At 66.4% G+C, this 15,579-nt stretch carries 12 protein-coding genes; 7 read left to right on the forward strand and 5 right to left on the reverse strand.

Features of this window, described 5'->3' with window-relative positions; genetic code table 11:
• The first annotated feature begins 6 nt into the window (after nucleotides 1-6).
• Nucleotides 7-837, forward strand: coding sequence for a class II glutamine amidotransferase (locus Y706_RS0111825; RefSeq protein ID WP_028276753.1), 831 nt, complete (start codon nucleotides 7-9; stop codon nucleotides 835-837).
• Nucleotides 838-940: 103 nt separating this feature from the next.
• Here Y706_RS0111825 and Y706_RS0111830 read toward each other — a convergent pair whose 3' ends face one another.
• Both Y706_RS0111830 and Y706_RS0111835 read right to left on the reverse strand, forming a co-directional pair.
• Complete coding sequence (locus tag Y706_RS0111830) at nucleotides 941-2,446, reverse strand: hypothetical protein (RefSeq protein ID WP_028276754.1); 1,506 nt, start codon at nucleotides 2,444-2,446, stop codon at nucleotides 941-943.
• A 254-nt stretch (nucleotides 2,447-2,700) separates the two neighbouring features.
• Nucleotides 2,701-3,261, reverse strand: a complete 561-nt coding sequence (locus Y706_RS0111835; RefSeq protein WP_043436045.1) for a potassium channel family protein — start codon at nucleotides 3,259-3,261, stop codon at nucleotides 2,701-2,703.
• Nucleotides 3,262-3,410: 149 nt separating this feature from the next.
• Between Y706_RS0111835 and Y706_RS0111840 the strand changes: the two genes are divergently transcribed.
• Together Y706_RS0111840 and Y706_RS0111845 are read left to right on the forward strand one after the other, a co-directional pair.
• Nucleotides 3,411-6,053, forward strand: a complete 2,643-nt coding sequence (locus Y706_RS0111840; protein ID WP_162159076.1) for a helix-turn-helix transcriptional regulator — start codon at nucleotides 3,411-3,413, stop codon at nucleotides 6,051-6,053.
• 99 nt (nucleotides 6,054-6,152) lie between these two features.
• Nucleotides 6,153-6,605 (forward strand): universal stress protein, encoded by a 453-nt coding sequence (locus Y706_RS0111845; protein WP_028276757.1) that lies wholly within the window; start codon nucleotides 6,153-6,155, stop codon nucleotides 6,603-6,605.
• A gap of 279 nt (nucleotides 6,606-6,884) precedes the next feature.
• Here the strand turns inward: Y706_RS0111845 and Y706_RS0111850 are convergent, their stop codons facing one another.
• From Y706_RS0111850 to Y706_RS0111860, 3 genes are all read right to left on the reverse strand, one after another.
• On the reverse strand, nucleotides 6,885-7,181 hold the full coding sequence (locus Y706_RS0111850; protein ID WP_028276758.1) for a hypothetical protein: 297 nt from the start codon (nucleotides 7,179-7,181) through the stop codon (nucleotides 6,885-6,887).
• A 196-nt stretch (nucleotides 7,182-7,377) separates the two neighbouring features.
• Nucleotides 7,378-8,232: an IclR family transcriptional regulator gene (locus tag Y706_RS0111855; protein ID WP_043436046.1), complete on the reverse strand. Its 855-nt coding sequence runs from the start codon at nucleotides 8,230-8,232 to the stop codon at nucleotides 7,378-7,380.
• Between the two features lie 127 nt (nucleotides 8,233-8,359).
• A complete protein-coding gene (locus Y706_RS0111860; RefSeq protein WP_028276760.1) occupies nucleotides 8,360-9,613 on the reverse strand; it encodes a glycoside hydrolase family 1 protein in 1,254 nt (417 codons plus the stop codon).
• Between the two features lie 374 nt (nucleotides 9,614-9,987).
• Between Y706_RS0111860 and Y706_RS0111865 the strand changes: the two genes are divergently transcribed.
• The 4 genes from Y706_RS0111865 to Y706_RS0111880 form a co-directional block, all read left to right on the forward strand.
• Complete coding sequence (locus tag Y706_RS0111865) at nucleotides 9,988-11,541, forward strand: ABC transporter substrate-binding protein (protein WP_028276761.1); 1,554 nt, start codon at nucleotides 9,988-9,990, stop codon at nucleotides 11,539-11,541.
• Between the two features lie 65 nt (nucleotides 11,542-11,606).
• Nucleotides 11,607-12,560 carry an ABC transporter permease subunit gene (locus Y706_RS0111870; protein ID WP_028276762.1) on the forward strand — a complete coding sequence of 318 codons (954 nt, stop codon included), beginning with the start codon at nucleotides 11,607-11,609 and terminating at the stop codon, nucleotides 12,558-12,560.
• Nucleotides 12,557-14,602, forward strand: coding sequence for a dipeptide/oligopeptide/nickel ABC transporter permease/ATP-binding protein (locus Y706_RS0111875; RefSeq protein WP_028276763.1), 2,046 nt, complete (start codon nucleotides 12,557-12,559; stop codon nucleotides 14,600-14,602). The genes Y706_RS0111870 and Y706_RS0111875 overlap by 4 nt, the downstream gene beginning before the upstream one ends.
• Nucleotides 14,599-15,579 (forward strand): oligopeptide/dipeptide ABC transporter ATP-binding protein (locus Y706_RS0111880; protein WP_028276764.1); only part of this gene is annotated, 981 nt, incomplete at its 3' end. The genes Y706_RS0111875 and Y706_RS0111880, both read left to right, overlap by 4 nt.

Raw genomic sequence — 15,579 nt, forward strand, 5'->3', positions numbered from 1 at the left:
GATGCCATGTGTCGTTGGCTAGCGTATTCGGGTTCGCCGGTGCAACTGGAGGAGCTGTTGTACAAACCGACCAACTCGCTCGTGATGCAGAGCAAGCACGCTCGAATGGGCGTTGAAACCACCAACGGGGACGGCTTCGGCGTGGGCTGGTACGGATCCGCGCCGTATCCCGGGTTGTTCCACAGCACGGAGCCCGCGTGGAATGACCGCAACCTCCGCGAGTTGTCGGCCCAGGCGTCGGCCGGCCGGGTCTTCGCGCACATTCGGGCCTCGACCGGATCGGCGGTCCAACAGACCAACTGCCATCCATTCCGCCACGGCAGCTGGCTGTGGATGCACAACGGACTCATCCGGGAGTTCCCGACGGTGAAGCGAGACTTGGCCATGGCCGTTGAGCCATCGCTCTTTCCGCTGATCGAGGGAGCCACGGACTCAGAGCTCTTCTTCTTCCTCGCCCTGACCTTCGGGCTGGAGCAGGACCCCAGGGCGGCCGTAGCTGCCGCGGTTGGACTGATTGAAGACGTCGGCCGGCGCCACGGGATCGAGCAGCCAATCCAGATGACAGTGGCCACGACCGACGGCGACACCACCTGGGCGTTCCGCTACTCGAGTGAACGGCAGTCCCGGTCGCTGTTCCACAGCACCGACGTCGCGACCCTTCGCGTCCAGTACCCGGAGAACCCGTTGCTTCATGACCTGGCGGACAATGCGCGCCTGGTCGTCTCCGAACCGCTAGGGGATCTCCGCGGGGCGTGGCGGGAAGTACCCGAAGCCACCTGCGTGGTGGTGCACGGCGCCGGCGAGGACCTGTTCCCGTTCACGCCGACCGCCCCCTAGTGCCGGCGGCGGAGCCCCCCTCAGGGTCTGCGGCGGGTGCCGCTGCCGCGCAGCACCGGCTGGCGCGGCGCTAACTGNCTGGTGGTCCGGTCCCGCCGGTCCTTCACGCGCCGGTTCCTCCGGCGTCGGGCGCCCGGGGGATGGGAGTCGTGGGATACGTGTCATCGGGAGGGCCGCCCGCCGTGACCGGCTCACCGGCTGGCTCGGTGCCGGACTCGACACTGGACTCACCGCCGGGCTCGACGCCCGGCTCGCCTCCGGGTTCGGCGCCCGGCACGCCGGCTACGGCCGGCCGGCACAGCAGTTCGACCACGAGAATGACCAGCACGGCCAGGACGGCCGTCCAGATGGCGACGGCCGCCGTCGGGTCCTGCCAAAAGATCAGCACCAGCACAGCGATGCCGACGACGGTGGCTTCGATGATCCGCCGGTAGCGGGCCAACCAGAGCTGCCATGGCTTGGCCTGGCCGCCGCCGATCTTGCCGGTGATGTAGTCGCCCGCAGTCGCCAGGCCGTGCCGGACATACTCCGCGGGACGCGAGTGTCCGCCCAGAAAAGCTGCCAGGGCGATCAGCAGTCCGACGACGAAGACAAGGCGCAGGCTGGTTCGCAGCGGTACCAAGAGCGCCTCGACCAGGCTTTCTGCCGCCGCTGGGGAGACAGCACTCGTCGGAATCGAGTTCAGGACGTAGCTTCGCCCGATCACAAGGGACAGCGCCAGCACCGCCATCGACACCGCCACGGCCAACCCCACGCCGCTCGTCGTGCTCCGTCTCCGGCCCCGGGGGGCAACGGCAATGGCGCCCACGGCGCTGAGCACCGTCAGCCACGCCAGTATTGGGCCGAGCCGGTCCAGGGTCCGGATGGTTTCCGTGGCACGGACCAGTCCAGGCGACTGGAACAGGGCGATCTGCGCGTCAACTTCCGGGATCCTCGAGGCGATATCCACCCCTTGCTGGACAAGGAGAGTCTTGACCCGGGCGATGATCTCTTTCGTGGAAATCGACACCGTGCCGTTCTCATCAATACTGACCGTGCCTCCCGTACTTCCCGTGGCAAGGTTGACCAGCCCCTGGTGCGCGACCCGGTTCACCTGGATCCAAAGGTCCTGGAACTGCGGTGTCGCCACGAATCTGGCAACGGCGGTATGGATGAGCGTTTTGGTCTGCTCCGCTAGCATCGGGGCCAGCCCGGTGAGCACGGCCGCCACGCGGGGCGCCGTTTTAGCGAGCTCGTTCAGGGCATCGCGCGTGATGGTCTGGAAATCCACGGCGTCGGTGATCTGTTGGGTGACCTTGTCGGCGATTTCGGCCTGGATCGCAGGGTCCGATGCCAACGGTGCGACGGTGGCGACGTAGTGATCGGTGTCGATGACTTCGCTGCGCAGGTAAAGGGCCGGAACTGTCGCGAAGGCCAACAGGCCGGTGATAACCACCAGCACGATTGCCACAATGCGCCGGGCCAGCCCCGTATGCCGCACGGCCGGCCTCGGCGGGGCCTTGCGGGCAGTGTCCCGTTCCTGCTGGAGACGGGCGACTTCGGCCCGTAACCGCAGAATTTCTTCCTGTTCCGGGCTAGCGGGGCCAGCGGGCTGATCGTTCAGCGTCATGAGGGGATCCGCCTTAGCTTGTGTTCCGCGGCTGGGCATTTCACGGCTATTTTCATTGTTCACTCGACGTGCCGGTCCAGCCCCACCCACACAGGGTGATCTGTCACGCCGGGGAAGGGCCCGCCACGGCCGTCCCTACGGGCTGGACGCCGCGCGTCGGACGTGCAGAGTGGCGCACCGAATCCCGGCACTGCCCGCGAAATTTCAGCCGGCCGGCCCGCTGTCATCCGTTTTGGGTGATGACGGCGGCGGATTCAGGATTCGCCGCCCAGACGCCGCCCGGCCGCGAAGAACGCGACTTTTGCGATCAATAGGAGTGCACCTAAATCGGCAATCATTTGGACGGACACGACACCCCTCGCCAGCTGGCTTACCGGCGTAATATCCCCGAACCCGACGGTGGCAAAGGTGGAAGTGGTGAAGTAAAGGGCATCAGTTCGGCTCAGGGGCTCGCTAAACGCCGCCGCAGATGTGATCGACATTGATGTGTAAAGGAGCGCGAAGAGACACAAAAACATCAACAGGGTTTCGGCGACAGCCGCGGCCGCCCGAACCCTCGGAATATGCGCCACGAGTATCAGCCGCAATTGAATTGCCAAGACTGCGAAAAAGACCAGCACGACACCCGCCAGGCGGATCCAGGCGGCCGCGGGATCGGCGTCATTGAATCCCCCGACGGGAATAAAGAAATACAGGGCGAGGACCACAACCGAAAATGCGACGAGACGTGCAATCGCGAAAATAATGACCCGCCTGCGGTCGGCCTTGTCGAGGTCATGAAGGAAAATCGGGTCTGTCGGGCTGCCGTGCTTCATAGGCATGACTGATGATACAGCCGGGCACCCAATTCGTGCCGTGCCGCAATCGGGTCGTCCTAATCGCCGTATTGTCGCGCTATGGAGCGGCGCACAAGGGGTCTTTGCGCCCTGTTGGTGCCCTTTTGCCCCCACCTAGCATGTGGAATGTGAGAGATAGGCTAGAAACCGAATGGATACCGGGCCCACAGTTCAAGATCCGCCCGCCTGTGCGCGGTCTCGGAGCGCTGGAGCGTCCACGCCTGGAAAGCGCCCTGTCCGCGGCCGCAGATTCGCACCGCCTGACCCTCGTTGCGGCCCCGGCCGGCTACGGCAAGTCCACGTTCCTGGGTGATTGGGTCCGCAAGTGCGCTCTGCCGTGCGCATGGCTGTCACTTGACCGGTTCGACACGCAGCCCGCGCGGCTCTTTCACGGTGTCGTTGGGGCGATCCAGTCCGCGGCGAGCAAACTGCCGTTGCCCGGAACCGACGCCCTCCTGGCTCTTGACCCGAGCCTTGCCCATGACCGGGCGGCTTCCTACGACCTTCTCCTCGGGGCACTCGAGCACCTCACCGAACCGATTATCCTGGTGATCGATGACGTCCATTTGGCCGGACCTGGGCTTGCGAACGGAATCGTCGGGGTGCTCGCAGCATCGGCACCCCCCTCACTGCGGCTGGTCCTCTCGGGACGCGGCCATACGTCCATCCAGCTCGAAAGATTCCGGTACGGCGAGGGACTGGGTGAACTTCGCGCCGCCGAACTGGCCTTCACGCGGGAGGAAGTTGCCCAGTTCGCCAGTGCGCTGGGACAGGATCAAACGTTCGACGCCGGGTCGCTCTGGAAGATGACTGCCGGCTGGCCTGTGGCAGTCCACGCCAGCCTGGTCACGTTGGCGCAGGCGCGCAACGTGCCGCTTGCAACGCCAGGCTCCGCGCCGACGCACGTCCCGCTCGCCGACTACGTCGCAGAAGAGATCCTCGACCAGATCGAACCATCGCTGGCCGAATTCATTCTCAGGGCCACTACCAGCGACTGGCTCGGCCGCCGGCTCGCCGTCGAACTCGAAGGCCGTCCCCGCGGCGGCGTGCTGCTTGAGGAATGCCTCCGTAACGGGCTCTTCATCGAGGAGCACGAATACCGTGCGGGCGAATCGATGTTCCGGTGGCATTCCCTCTTCGCGGCGCAGTGCCGGCGCATCCTGCAGCGGCGCGACCCTCTGCTCGCCGAGCGTCTGCACCGCGTGGCGGCGAGGTACTACCAGGACGTCGACGTCGTCGAGGGCGTCGCCCAGGCGCTGCAAGGAAGCGCACCCCGGCAAGCCGTGATTTCCCTCGGCGCCCATTGGCTCGAATTCCTGCTCGGAAACGACGTGCAGACCCTTGAACGGCTGTGCCTGGATCTCCCCGCACCGTGGGGCGAGGATCCGGAGATCCTGATGATCCGTTCGGTCTGCCGTGCCCTTTCCGGCGACGGCACCGCCGCAGCCGAGCTCACCGACCGGGCGCTGTCGCGGACCTTCGCGCTGGACGCAATTCGACGCCGGAGACTGGAGAGTTACCGGGCGCTCTACGAGCCGCTGCCTGTCGACGGCCGCCTGGACCCGCACACCGAGACGGACGACGGCCAGTCGACGACGGACATTTCAGGAGACGGCCGCTCCAGCTCCTTCTCGACAGGACTCTTCCTGCTGGCCCAGGCAGAGTTCCGGCTGCACCGCACCGGCGAACTTGCGACGGCGCTGCTCCAGGCAACGGCGGCCACCGGCAACCCGGAACAGCTGGAAGCCATGGAAATCTGCGCCCAGGCCGAGCTCGCATTGGCTCACGCCATCGCCGGTAACCTCGTGAGCGCCGACGAACTTGGCACGGCGGCGTTGGAACGGGGAGAGGCGCTGGGTTGGAATTCGCGGCAACGGATGGCTCCGGCCTGGCTGGCCCGGGGCATCGCGTGCTACTGGAATGATGATCTGAAGGCTGCACGGACCTGTCTTACCAAAGCACAGCGATTGGGCAGCGAGTTGTTCCCGACGGGTCCGCTCAGCGCCATCTATCGGGTCCTGGTTGATTGCGCTGCCGGCGACCTGCCCCGCCTGGCCGACTCCGGTGCGGCGCTGGAGTCCTTTCACGGGCGGGGACGGTACGCCGTGTCATGGAATGCCCTGGAGACCATCGCGGTGGCGAAAATTGCCGAAGCCAGGGGGGACCGGGACGGAGCTTTGCGGACCGTCCAACCACTGGGTGCCGGGGGGCACGGCGCATTGGCGGATACGCTGCTGGCGGAGTTGCTGCGCCGCGAAGGTGACACCGCCGCTTCGCAACGCTGTGCCGAGTCACTGGCCGAACGCCGCGGCAGCTCATATATCGACACCTGCCTGAGCCTGACCGAGGCGATCATGGCCCATGGAGCCGGAGATGCCGCGGCGGCACACGAGCGGATTGAACATGCTGTCCTCCGTGCCGAGCCTGAAAACGTCCTGCGTCCATTCGCCGAACGGAGAGAGGAATTGGCGGATCTGCTCGTGGAGCACGCTGTATGGGGCACAGCGCACGAGTCGTTCATCGCAGCGCTGATGGCACGCGAGGCACAGGGTGAGACCCGCCTTCGTGCGCAGTCCTACTGGAACCTGACCGAGCGCGAACGCGAAGTCCTTTCCTACATGCGCTCCATCATGACCGCTGCTGAAATTGCCGAGGCGTTGTACATTTCCGTGAACACGGTCAAGACCCACGAACGGTCCATTTACCGCAAACTCGGGGCGGTAAGCAGGCGCGACGCGCTCAAGACGGCCGCCAAGCGTGGCATCGTCTGAACCCCGCGGCAGCCTTGATGGCCTTCGCGGTGAGGCACCGGTCCCGGATGGGGTCAGAGGCCCCTAGCCGCCGCAAACCGGCAGTGAAAGTCTGGAACCATGAAAAAAGTTGATCCCTTTGTGATCGTGATCGGATTTGACGGCTCGAAGCAATCACATGAGGCCTTGGCGTGGGGTGTTGAAGAGGCCCGGTACCGCAATGCGGAGCTCCGGGTCCTGACCGTCTGGAACAAGGCGCCAATGGCGTGGTATCCGGCGATGCTGGAAACGGCGGCAGGCGAAATCGTGGCGGAGGACTCACCGGAGCAGCAGGCTGAAGCGCTGGGCGCCGAGGCGGCGAAATCCGCAGTGGGTGTCAATGTCGTGACGCGGTCCATCAAAAACGACTCAGCGGCCTCGGCAATACTTGAGGCCGCACGGGAAGCCGACCTGGTGATCGTCGGCTCCCGCGGCCACGGCGGTTTCGCCGGGCTGCACATCGGATCGGTCTCCGCCCAGGTGGCCAGCCACTCTCCGTGCCCTGTCCTGGTGATCCGGCCGAAGGCTTCCTGAGCGTCCGGGCCGCTGGCACGGACATCCGGCGGCAGTGCCGCGTGCCTGCTCGGTGGTGAGCACCCGATGCCAGCGAGCCGGGAGGGCTACCGTCGGCGTATGACCGTCCTGGACTGGCTGATGGATTCAGATCCTTCACTTCGGTGGCAGGTGTTGCAGGATCTCAGCAACGCCGCGCCCGAGGCCGTTACCGCAGAGGGCGCGCGGGTAGCGACCGAAGGCTGGGGTGCCCGCCTGCTGGCATTGCGGGACGAGGGCGGCTGTGTGGGTTACGTGCTGCTAGGGCAGAACCTTGTAAAGGTCGATCACCGTCTCTTCGGGCGGAGCGGCGAAGCCGCCCTCAATACCCGCCTGCATCCGGGGCAGGAGGATCGTGTCCCGGAATCTTTCCCAGCTTTCTTTCGATTCGTGGACTGCCATGACCGTCCAGCCACCCTCGGATGCCCCGCCGGCGTGGAAGATCTGACCCTCGGGCAGGAGCCCCGCGCCCGGATGGACGGCTGCAAGCGACACCTCGTATTGTTCCTTGGTGCCTCCCGGGAAGAAGTGCACGATTCCGTAGGGCGTGGTGGCCATAACAACTCCTAGGCTGGTGGATTGGACTGGACAAGGCCAGTCCTAGACGCCGCCACCGGGCGTGTCAAGGGCTCGCGGAAGCAGGCGGGGGTCCGGGGAGCCTGGCGCCCCGCCGGTTCAAGATTATGCCCCTTGATCCCAGCGCCGCGCCGGCCTTTCCACTGGTTGGAAGGGCCGGTAGTGGGCATGGCCGCGGTCAGCCGTCCGACAGGGTCCGGACGTCCTCGGCCAGGGCAGCCCGATAGCCAAGGTTTCGTGAGACTGCCCTCGCGGTGGCCATCACCGCCGGAGCCAGGACGTTGGGCGGGGTGGTACCGTCCGGTACCACGATCGACAGTGCGGCCACCACCGTGCCCTGGGCATCAAAGACGGGCGCCGCCACGGAAACAGTCAGGGACGGCGCGGACCGGCGGATCATGGCAATCCCCGTCCGGTGGACGTCGGACAGGGTGCGCCGCAGCTGGCCCTCCGGCATGGGAGCCACGCCCGGTTCAGTTTCCGCGGGTTCCCTGAGGATCTTTTCCTGGAATGCCGCGTCCGCGCCGGCCATCAGGACCAGGCCGACGGCCGTGGAGCGCAGGGGGAGCCGGCCGCCCACCCGGTAGGCGACTTCCGTGGCCTGCTTGGAGGAAAGCCGTTCGATCAGGACGGCCTGGTCTTTATCCCGCACGGCCAGCAACACGTGATGGCGCGTCACCTCGAAGAGATCCTCAAGGTAGGGCAACGCGATTTCGCGGATCCCGTGGCCCCTCGGGGAGAGGGACGCTATTTCCCACAGCCGGACGCCCACAACGTAGCGTCCGTCGTCGAGCCGTTCCAGAGCGCCCCAGGCGACCAGCCGGGCAATGAGGCGCAACGCCGTCGGGGCGGGCATCTGCGCAAAACGGGCCATCTCTGACAGGGTCAGCGCCCGGCGGCGGTCCGTGAAGACAGCGAGCAGGCTCAGGGCCCGGTCGATCACCGGTTCGCCCTGTTTGGGCCGCTTGCCGCGCGCGGGAGCGGGGGTTCCGGGCCCGGCGCTGTCCGGATCCCTTTCCGGGGCTGCTGTCATTTAAAACCGTTCCTAGTTCATCGCCAGTGACCCCCACCACAATAGTGTTTCGCCCAATGAAACTCCTAGCCGGTACTCCATGGCTGCGGCACTGTTGGGGTGGGGCGTCGACTGCGCCGGCGCCGGTTCAAACGGACGCGGTAACCCTCGTCCCGGCAAGGCTGCCGAGGAACTTGGCACTCTCCTTCGGGGTCCGTTCCTGCGTGGCCCGGTCCACCGCGATGAGGCCAAACTTCGGACCGTAGCCAAAGATCCACTCGAAGTTGTCGAAGGCTGTCCAGGCGATGTAGCCGCGGACGTCGATGCCGTCGGCCAGGCAGGACGCCACGCCGGCGACCGCCGTGCGGAGGTAGGCCAGTCGCTGAGAGTCGTCGTCGGTCGCCAGGCCGTTCTCCGTGACGATGACAGGGATGCCGGCGACGCTGGCTGCCTCCCGAATGGTCGCTTCGAGGGCCTCGGGGTAAATTTCCTCGCCCATCTGGTTCGTCGCGGCTCCCTCGGGGGCCGGCATCACCCCGACCGGACCGAAGACCGTCCGGCCGTACGTCTGGATCCCCACGAAGTCGTCGTCGCGGGACGCCACGAGGAAGCGTTCGTTGACCTCTCGACGGATCCTGTCCGCCCGGTCCTGGCCGCCTTCGGCTGCCTGGATGTCGGTGTTGGCCAGGGTCCACCCGACCGGGAGCTCCGGCCGGATCGCCTTGATGGCGGCCCGGCCCTGCCGGTGTGCAGCAAGCTTGATGTCGAAGCCAGCCTCGGAGACCGTGAACTGGAAGGGTGCCACGCGGCTTGCGTCGATCCCGAGCCGGTCTGCCGCGGCCGCCCACAGCGGCACCTCTGCCCTGCGTTCGGGGTCCTCGCCGCCCAGGCCAAGTTCCTTGAGGAGCCACGGGAGGTTGGGCTCGTTTAGGGTGCAGGCGACGCCGATGAGATCGCCGAGGTGCCTCATGGCCCGGTCGCAGTAGCGGGCGAACCGTTCGGGGGTCTGCGGGTCCTCCCAGCCGCCGGCCGCCAGGAGCCACCTGGGTGACGTGAAGTGATGGAAGGTGACTACCGGGATGAGCCCGTGCTCATGGCAGGCCTCCAGCACGCGGCGGTAATGGTTGAGTTCCGCCACCGAGAAGTAGCCTTCCTCGGGCTCGATGCGGGCCCACTCCAAGGAGAAGCGGTAACTCGTGAACCCCAGGCCGGCGATCAGGGCAATGTCCTCGCGGTACCGGTGGTAGTGGTCGACGGCGTCCCCGGACGGTTCGGCGAAGATCGTTCCGGGGAGCCTCTCCAGGAACCAGCAGTCACTGTTGACATTGTTTCCCTCGACCTGGTGGGCTGCCGTGGCGAGGCCCCACAGGAAATCGTGCGGGAAGGCAAAAGAGTCGGTCATCTGGTTCCTTTCGATCTGAGCGCCAAGCGACTGTGCATGGGCTGACTGTCCATCCTCCGCGGTCAATGCCAGGGGAGGTCGGCCGTTTTCATTGGTTGAAAGACTCATCGCTGGTCCCGCGGACATCGCGCGTCCATTCGAGACCCGTCCGGAGTGATCCTCACCACAATACTTTTCCAATCAATGACATTCTCGTGTTTCCGTTTGAGGCGTCGCCGTGATCCTTGAGTGAGCCGGTCGCCGAGACCCATCTGACGAGAGGGGCACCGGCGCAACGGCCCGGAAGCTGGTCACGGACGATCGGTATACAGGCCGCCGGGCTCCCCACGGATGTTGACCCCCGTTTGCTGAGAAAGAATGCGAAGGCGCACTACATGAAACTTCTGAACTCCACCGCACGACGGAGCGCGGCCGTTCTGGCCGGGGCGCTTCTCATGAGCTCGCTCACCGCCTGTGGCGGCGGGACCCAGGCGGCAACCGCCGTCAACAAAGACACATTGACCATCGCCGTCGACAGCGACAGCGCTTCCTTCGGCTTCGATCCGCTGCGTGTCGCCGACGCGCAGCGGCAGTTTTTTGAAGGCCTCTACGAAAACCTCATGACCCTGCAGCCGGACGGTTCCGTTGGACCGGGCTTGGCCAAGGAGTTCAGCTACAGCGCGGACAACACGGTCCTTACGCTGACCCTCAAGGAAGGCGTCATCTTCACGGACGGCGCTACCCTGGATGCGGCTCTGGTGAAGGCAAACCTGGACCGCCGCAGCGACCCCGCACTCAGTGCCTACTCCGCAATCGCCAAGGGCGGAGCCCAGGAAATCACTTCGGTGAGTGTTGTCAGTCCCACGCAGGTGGCCATCAAGTTCGCCAAGCCGCAGCCAGGGTTCGAAAAGAACCTCGCCTCCACCATGGGCATGGTTGTCGGCAAGAGCGGTGTTGCCGATACGGCCAGCCTCGGCAAAACCCCGGACGGCTCCGGTCCCTACACGCTCGACCCCTCCACGGTTAAGGGCAACAAGTACGTCATGGTGAAGAACGACAAGAACGCCGACGCCGCAGACTACGCCTACAAGAAGATCACCTTCAGCGTCATCCAGGATCCCCAGGCGCGCGCCAACGCGCTCGTCTCCGGCCAGGCCGACGTCGCCATGCTCACTTCCCCCACAGTGGACTTCGCAAAGTCCAAGGGCCTCGGCGTGTCCCAGATCGGTGGAACGCTGCACACCATGGTTTCCTTCGACAAGACCGGAAAGACCGCTCCCGCCTTTGCCAGCGAGAAAGTCCGCCAGGCGTTCCAGTTCGCCATCAACCGCCAGTCACTGGTGGACGCACTGCACAAGGGCGACATCGCGGCCTGGAATGCACTTCCCAAGGATTCCGCGGGCTTCACCGATGAGCTGAACACCAAGTTCGCCTACGACCCGGCGAAGGCCAAGAGCCTGCTGGCCGAGGCCGGCTACGGCAACGGCTTCGAGTTCACCATTGTTGGCAGCGCTGAAACCCAGACGGACCTGCAGGCCGTCCAGAAGGATCTGGCCGCCGTCGGAATCAAAATGAACATTAAGATGGCGTCCTCCACCGATGAAGCCTTCGCGGCAGTCGCGACCACGCCCCTCGGCTACGCCGCACTCGGCTGGGACAACCCGGTGGGGCTGATGTACGGGGTGGTCCTGAACGGTTTCACCAATGTGCAGAAGGCCTCCGATGAGCAGTTGACTGCGGCTACGGGCGAAGCCGCGGCCGCGAAGGACGACGCCGCCAAGAAGACCGCCCTCACCAAGCTCAACACCCGCCTGGTGGAATCCGGCTGGTTGATCCCGCTCTATGAGTCACTCACCAACCAGGGTTACAACACCAAGAAGGTTCAGCAGGTGAAGTTCGCAGGTTCGAACGCCTACCCGCTTCTCTCGTCCTACGCACCGGCTAGCTGATCACTGAACCTGCCGGACGGCCACCCCGACTCTGGAACGGGCAGCCGTCCGGCAGGTCCTGACCGATGGAGGTCACCATGGCACTATTCATCACCAAGCGTCTGCTGATGGCGCTGGCCACCGTGCTGGTGGTCGCGGTACTGGCATTCCTGCTGGTGCACGCGATGCCCGGCAGCCCCGGCGCTGTGTCGCTCGGCGCCGGGGCCTCCCGGGAGGCGATTGACGAGGTCAACGGGCGGCTCGGCTGGAACGATCCTCTCCTCTCCCAGTTCTTCCGCTGGCTCGGCGACGCCGTCCAGGGCAACCTCGGCACGTCCCTGATCGATGGCCGCTCGGTTAGCGCGGACCTGGGCAACAGGCTTCCGGTGACGGCATCACTCGCGGCCGGCGCCACCGTCCTGAGCGCGATCCTCGGGATCGGCCTGGGCGTGAGCGCGGCGGTCCGCGGTGGCCTGGTGGACCGGATCGTGGGCGGGATCTGCGGCCTGGCCGTGGCCCTGCCTGCCTTCTGGATCGGCATCATCTTTGTGTACCTGTTCGCCGTGCAGTCCTCGGTCTTTCCCGCCACCGGCTACGTGCCGTTCGAGGTCTCACCGCAGGACTGGGGCATGTCCCTGGCCCTTCCTGTCATCACACTTGCCGTAGGCGGCGCGGCCTTCATCGCCCGCCAGACCAGGGCCTCGATGCTTGAGGCGTTGCAGCAGGAGCACATCCGGACGCTGCGTGCCACGGCCACACCGACCTGGAAAATCCTCTACATCCACGCCCTGCGCTACGCCAGCCTCCCCATCGTGGCCGGCATCGCGCTGCAGTTCATCGGCCTGTTCGGCGGCTCCGTCATCGCGGAGCAGCTCTTCGCCATGCCCGGCCTGGGCCAGGCCGTCCAGACCTCCGTCAGCACCCACGACGCTCCCGCCGTCCAGGGCGTGGTGGTCCTCGCCACCGTCGTGGTGGTGGCCGTGAATCTCGTGCTGGAACTCGCCACCAAGTTCCTCGACCCGAAGTTGCGTGCCTCATGATCCCCAACGTCGCCCCCGCTCCTGCCGACAGTGCGCCAGCCACGGCTGCCGCAGCTGTGCAGCCCAAGTCCGGCCAGCGGGCCGCCTTCAGCAAAATTTCCGCAAGCCGGCTCTTCGCCTCGCCCGGCGGCGTGGCCGGCGTCGTATGGCTGGCAGCCCTGGTGGTTGCCTCGCTGACTGCCCAGTGGTGGCTACCCTACAAAACGGAGGACCAGGACTTCAAGGCTGTCCTGTCCGGTCCCACCGCCGCGCACTGGCTCGGCACCGACGAACTCGGCCGGGACCTCCTCAGCCGCATCTTCGCTGCCGCCGCAGGCACCCTGGGAACCTCACTGATCACGGTGATTGTCGGCGTCGTGCTCGGAACCGCCCTGGCCATGGTGGCCGCCGGCAGAGGCCAGACGGAAGGAGGGATCAGCCGCGTCACCGAGGTCATGATGTCGCTGCCCGGCACCGTCATCATCCTGGCAGTTATCGGTGCCGTGGGAACCAACATCCCGCTGATCATGGCCATCTTGGGCGTCCTCATTTCCGCCGGCATCTACCGCGTCATGCTGGGCCAGGCCAAGTCGCTCCAGTCCCAGCTGTACGTGGACGCGGCCAAGGTGGACGGCGTCAGCACCCTGGGGATCAGCCTCCGCCACGTTTTGCCCGGACTGACCAACACCATCGTGGTCCAGTCCGCCCTCATCTTCGCTGTCGGCATGCTGATCCAGGCCGGCCTGGCGTTCATCGGCTTCGGCCCGCCCATCCCGCAACCCAGCTGGGGCGGCATGATCCAGGGCGCTTCCCAGCACGTCTACGACGCCCCGTGGCTGATGGTTCCCACCGGTGCGGTCCTTGCCCTGACCGTCCTGGCCGCCAACGCGATCGGCAACGCCCTGGGGAAGGCGCCGAACACTGGCGTCTCGCACCTGCCGTCGGCAGCGGCGCGCCGCCAGCGTTCTGTTGCAGCGGGCGCCGCGGCCTCGGTGGCCGAGGCGGGAGCCATCCCGGCCAAAGGCCACCTGAGCGTCCGCGGACTCTCTGTAGGGGTCGACGGCGGGACTCCGCTGGTCACGGACGTCTCGTTCGACGTCGGGCCGGGAACCGTGTTGGGCCTGGTGGGGGAATCCGGCTGCGGAAAGACCATGACCGCGCTATCGCTGCTGGGCCTGCTGCCCGCCGGGGTCTCCGCCACCGGCGGCCAGATCCTGTGGAATGGCAAGAACCTGGCCGCCGCCACGGAGCGCGAGATGGAAGGCATCCGCGGCCGGGACATCGCCCTGATCTCGCAGGAACCCATGCGGGCCCTGGATCCCATGTTCACCGTGGGCTACCAGCTCACCGCGGCCATCCGCCGGCTGCGGAAGGTGGGCAAGGCCGAGGCACATGCCGAAGCCCTCAGCTTGCTCGAAAAGGTGGGCATTGTGGACGCCAAACGCATCCTCAAGACCTACCCGCACCAGATCAGCGGCGGCATGGCCCAGCGCGTCGCCATCGCCCTGGCACTGTCCGGCCGGCCCAGGCTGCTGGTGGCCGACGAACCCACCACAGCGCTGGACGTCACCGTGCAGGCCGAAATCCTCTCGCTGCTGCGCTCCCTGGTGAAGGACACCGGGATGTCCGTGGTGATGGTCACCCACGACCTCGGCGTCGTGGCGGACATCTGCGACAACGTCGCCGTGATGTACGCCGGCCAGGTGGTGGAAAGCGGCCGGACCGCCAATATTCTCGACAACCCCCGCCACCCTTACACCTTGGCGCTTCTGGCCGCCGACCCGCACGCCAACACCGCGGCGGACATGCCTGAACGGCTGGCCACCATCAGCGGCCAGGTTCCGCAGCCAAAGAACTGGCCCACGGGCTGCCGCTTCATGGCGCGCTGCCAGTTCGCCGGCTCCGCGTGCGCCGCCCCGGTGCCGCTGCTGCCTTCCGGCTCCGAAGACGGACTGGTCCGCTGCGTCAAGGCGGACGAACTGGCGGTGGAGGGCCTGGAATGGCTTGCCACCGAAGTGCCCACTCACCGAGTACTGAAAATCGTCGAAAAGGACCTGGCATGAGCATCGAGACGGCAGAACGGCAGGACACGGCGCCAGTTGCGCCGGAGCAGCCCATGCTGGAGGTCAAGGACCTGCTGGTCCGGTACGGCCGCGGCCGGAAAGCTGCAGCAGCCCCGGCAGCGGTGGACGGCGTCAGCTTCTCCATCCGTCCCGGCGAGACCGTAGGCCTGGTGGGGGAATCCGGCTCCGGAAAATCCACCATCGGCAAGGCGATCCTTGGCCTCCAGAAGAGCGCCGGCGGCACCATCAGCTACCAGGGCAAGGACATCACCCATGCCGGTGCTGCAGAGCGCCGCGCCCTCGGCGGTGAACTGCGGGCGGTCTTCCAGGACCCCAACTCCTCGCTGAACCCGCGCCAGAGCATCGGTGCTTCGCTGGCGGAGCCGCTGCGGATCCGCGGGGTTACCGCCGCAGTGGCGCGCGAAAAAGCCGAAGCCATGCTCGAACGCGTGGGGCTGCCCCGTGAGGCCGTGGACCGCTACCCCAGCCAGTTCTCCGGCGGCCAGCGCCAGCGGATCGCCGTCGCCCGTGCCCTGATCTGCGAACCGAAGCTCGTGGTGTGCGATGAGGCCGTCAGTGCCCTGGATCTCTCCACCCAGGCCCAGGTGCTCAACCTCCTGGCCGACCTCCGCGACGAGCTTGGCCTGAGCTACCTGTTCATCGCCCACGACATCTCGGTGGTCCAGTTCCTGGCGCAGCGTGTTGTCGTCCTCTACCGCGGCCTGGTGATGGAAAGCGGGCCGGCGGCAGCCGTCACGGAGTCGCCCAAGCATCCGTTCACCCAGGCCCTCGTGGCTGCTTCGCCCGTGCCGAGGCCCGCGGAACAGGCCGAGCGGAGGATGCTGCGCGAATCCCTTGGCGTCCGCACGGCCGCTGCAGTCGCGGGGTCGCCGGGAGGCTGTCCCTTCAGCCAGCGGTGCCCGCTCGCCACCGAACTCTGCACCGCCGAGCGTCCGGCCCTTCGGCGGGTGGGCGCC

This window comes from Arthrobacter sp. I3, from assembly GCF_000520575.1.
GTDB classification, from domain to species: domain Bacteria; phylum Actinomycetota; class Actinomycetes; order Actinomycetales; family Micrococcaceae; genus Arthrobacter; species Arthrobacter humicola_A.

Excerpts from the sequence above, each read along its gene's own strand:
- Y706_RS0111855 (WP_043436046.1), bottom strand. The coding sequence starts at position 8,232 with ATGACAGCAGCCCCGGAAAGGGATCCGGACAGCGCCGGGCCCGGAACC.
- Y706_RS0111870 (WP_028276762.1), top strand. The coding sequence starts at position 11,607 with ATGGAGGTCACCATGGCACTATTCATCACCAAGCGTCTGCTGATGGCG.
- Y706_RS0111850 (WP_028276758.1), bottom strand. The coding sequence starts at position 7,181 with ATGGCCACCACGCCCTACGGAATCGTGCACTTCTTCCCGGGAGGCACC.
- Y706_RS0111835 (WP_043436045.1), bottom strand. The coding sequence starts at position 3,261 with ATGAAGCACGGCAGCCCGACAGACCCGATTTTCCTTCATGACCTCGAC.
- Y706_RS0111860 (WP_028276760.1), bottom strand. The coding sequence starts at position 9,613 with ATGACCGACTCTTTTGCCTTCCCGCACGATTTCCTGTGGGGCCTCGCC.
- Y706_RS0111865 (WP_028276761.1), top strand. The coding sequence starts at position 9,988 with ATGAAACTTCTGAACTCCACCGCACGACGGAGCGCGGCCGTTCTGGCC.
- Y706_RS0111830 (WP_028276754.1), bottom strand. The coding sequence starts at position 2,446 with ATGACGCTGAACGATCAGCCCGCTGGCCCCGCTAGCCCGGAACAGGAA.
- Y706_RS0111875 (WP_028276763.1), top strand. The coding sequence starts at position 12,557 with ATGATCCCCAACGTCGCCCCCGCTCCTGCCGACAGTGCGCCAGCCACG.
- Y706_RS0111825 (WP_028276753.1), top strand. The coding sequence starts at position 7 with ATGTGTCGTTGGCTAGCGTATTCGGGTTCGCCGGTGCAACTGGAGGAG.
- Y706_RS0111845 (WP_028276757.1), top strand. The coding sequence starts at position 6,153 with ATGAAAAAAGTTGATCCCTTTGTGATCGTGATCGGATTTGACGGCTCG.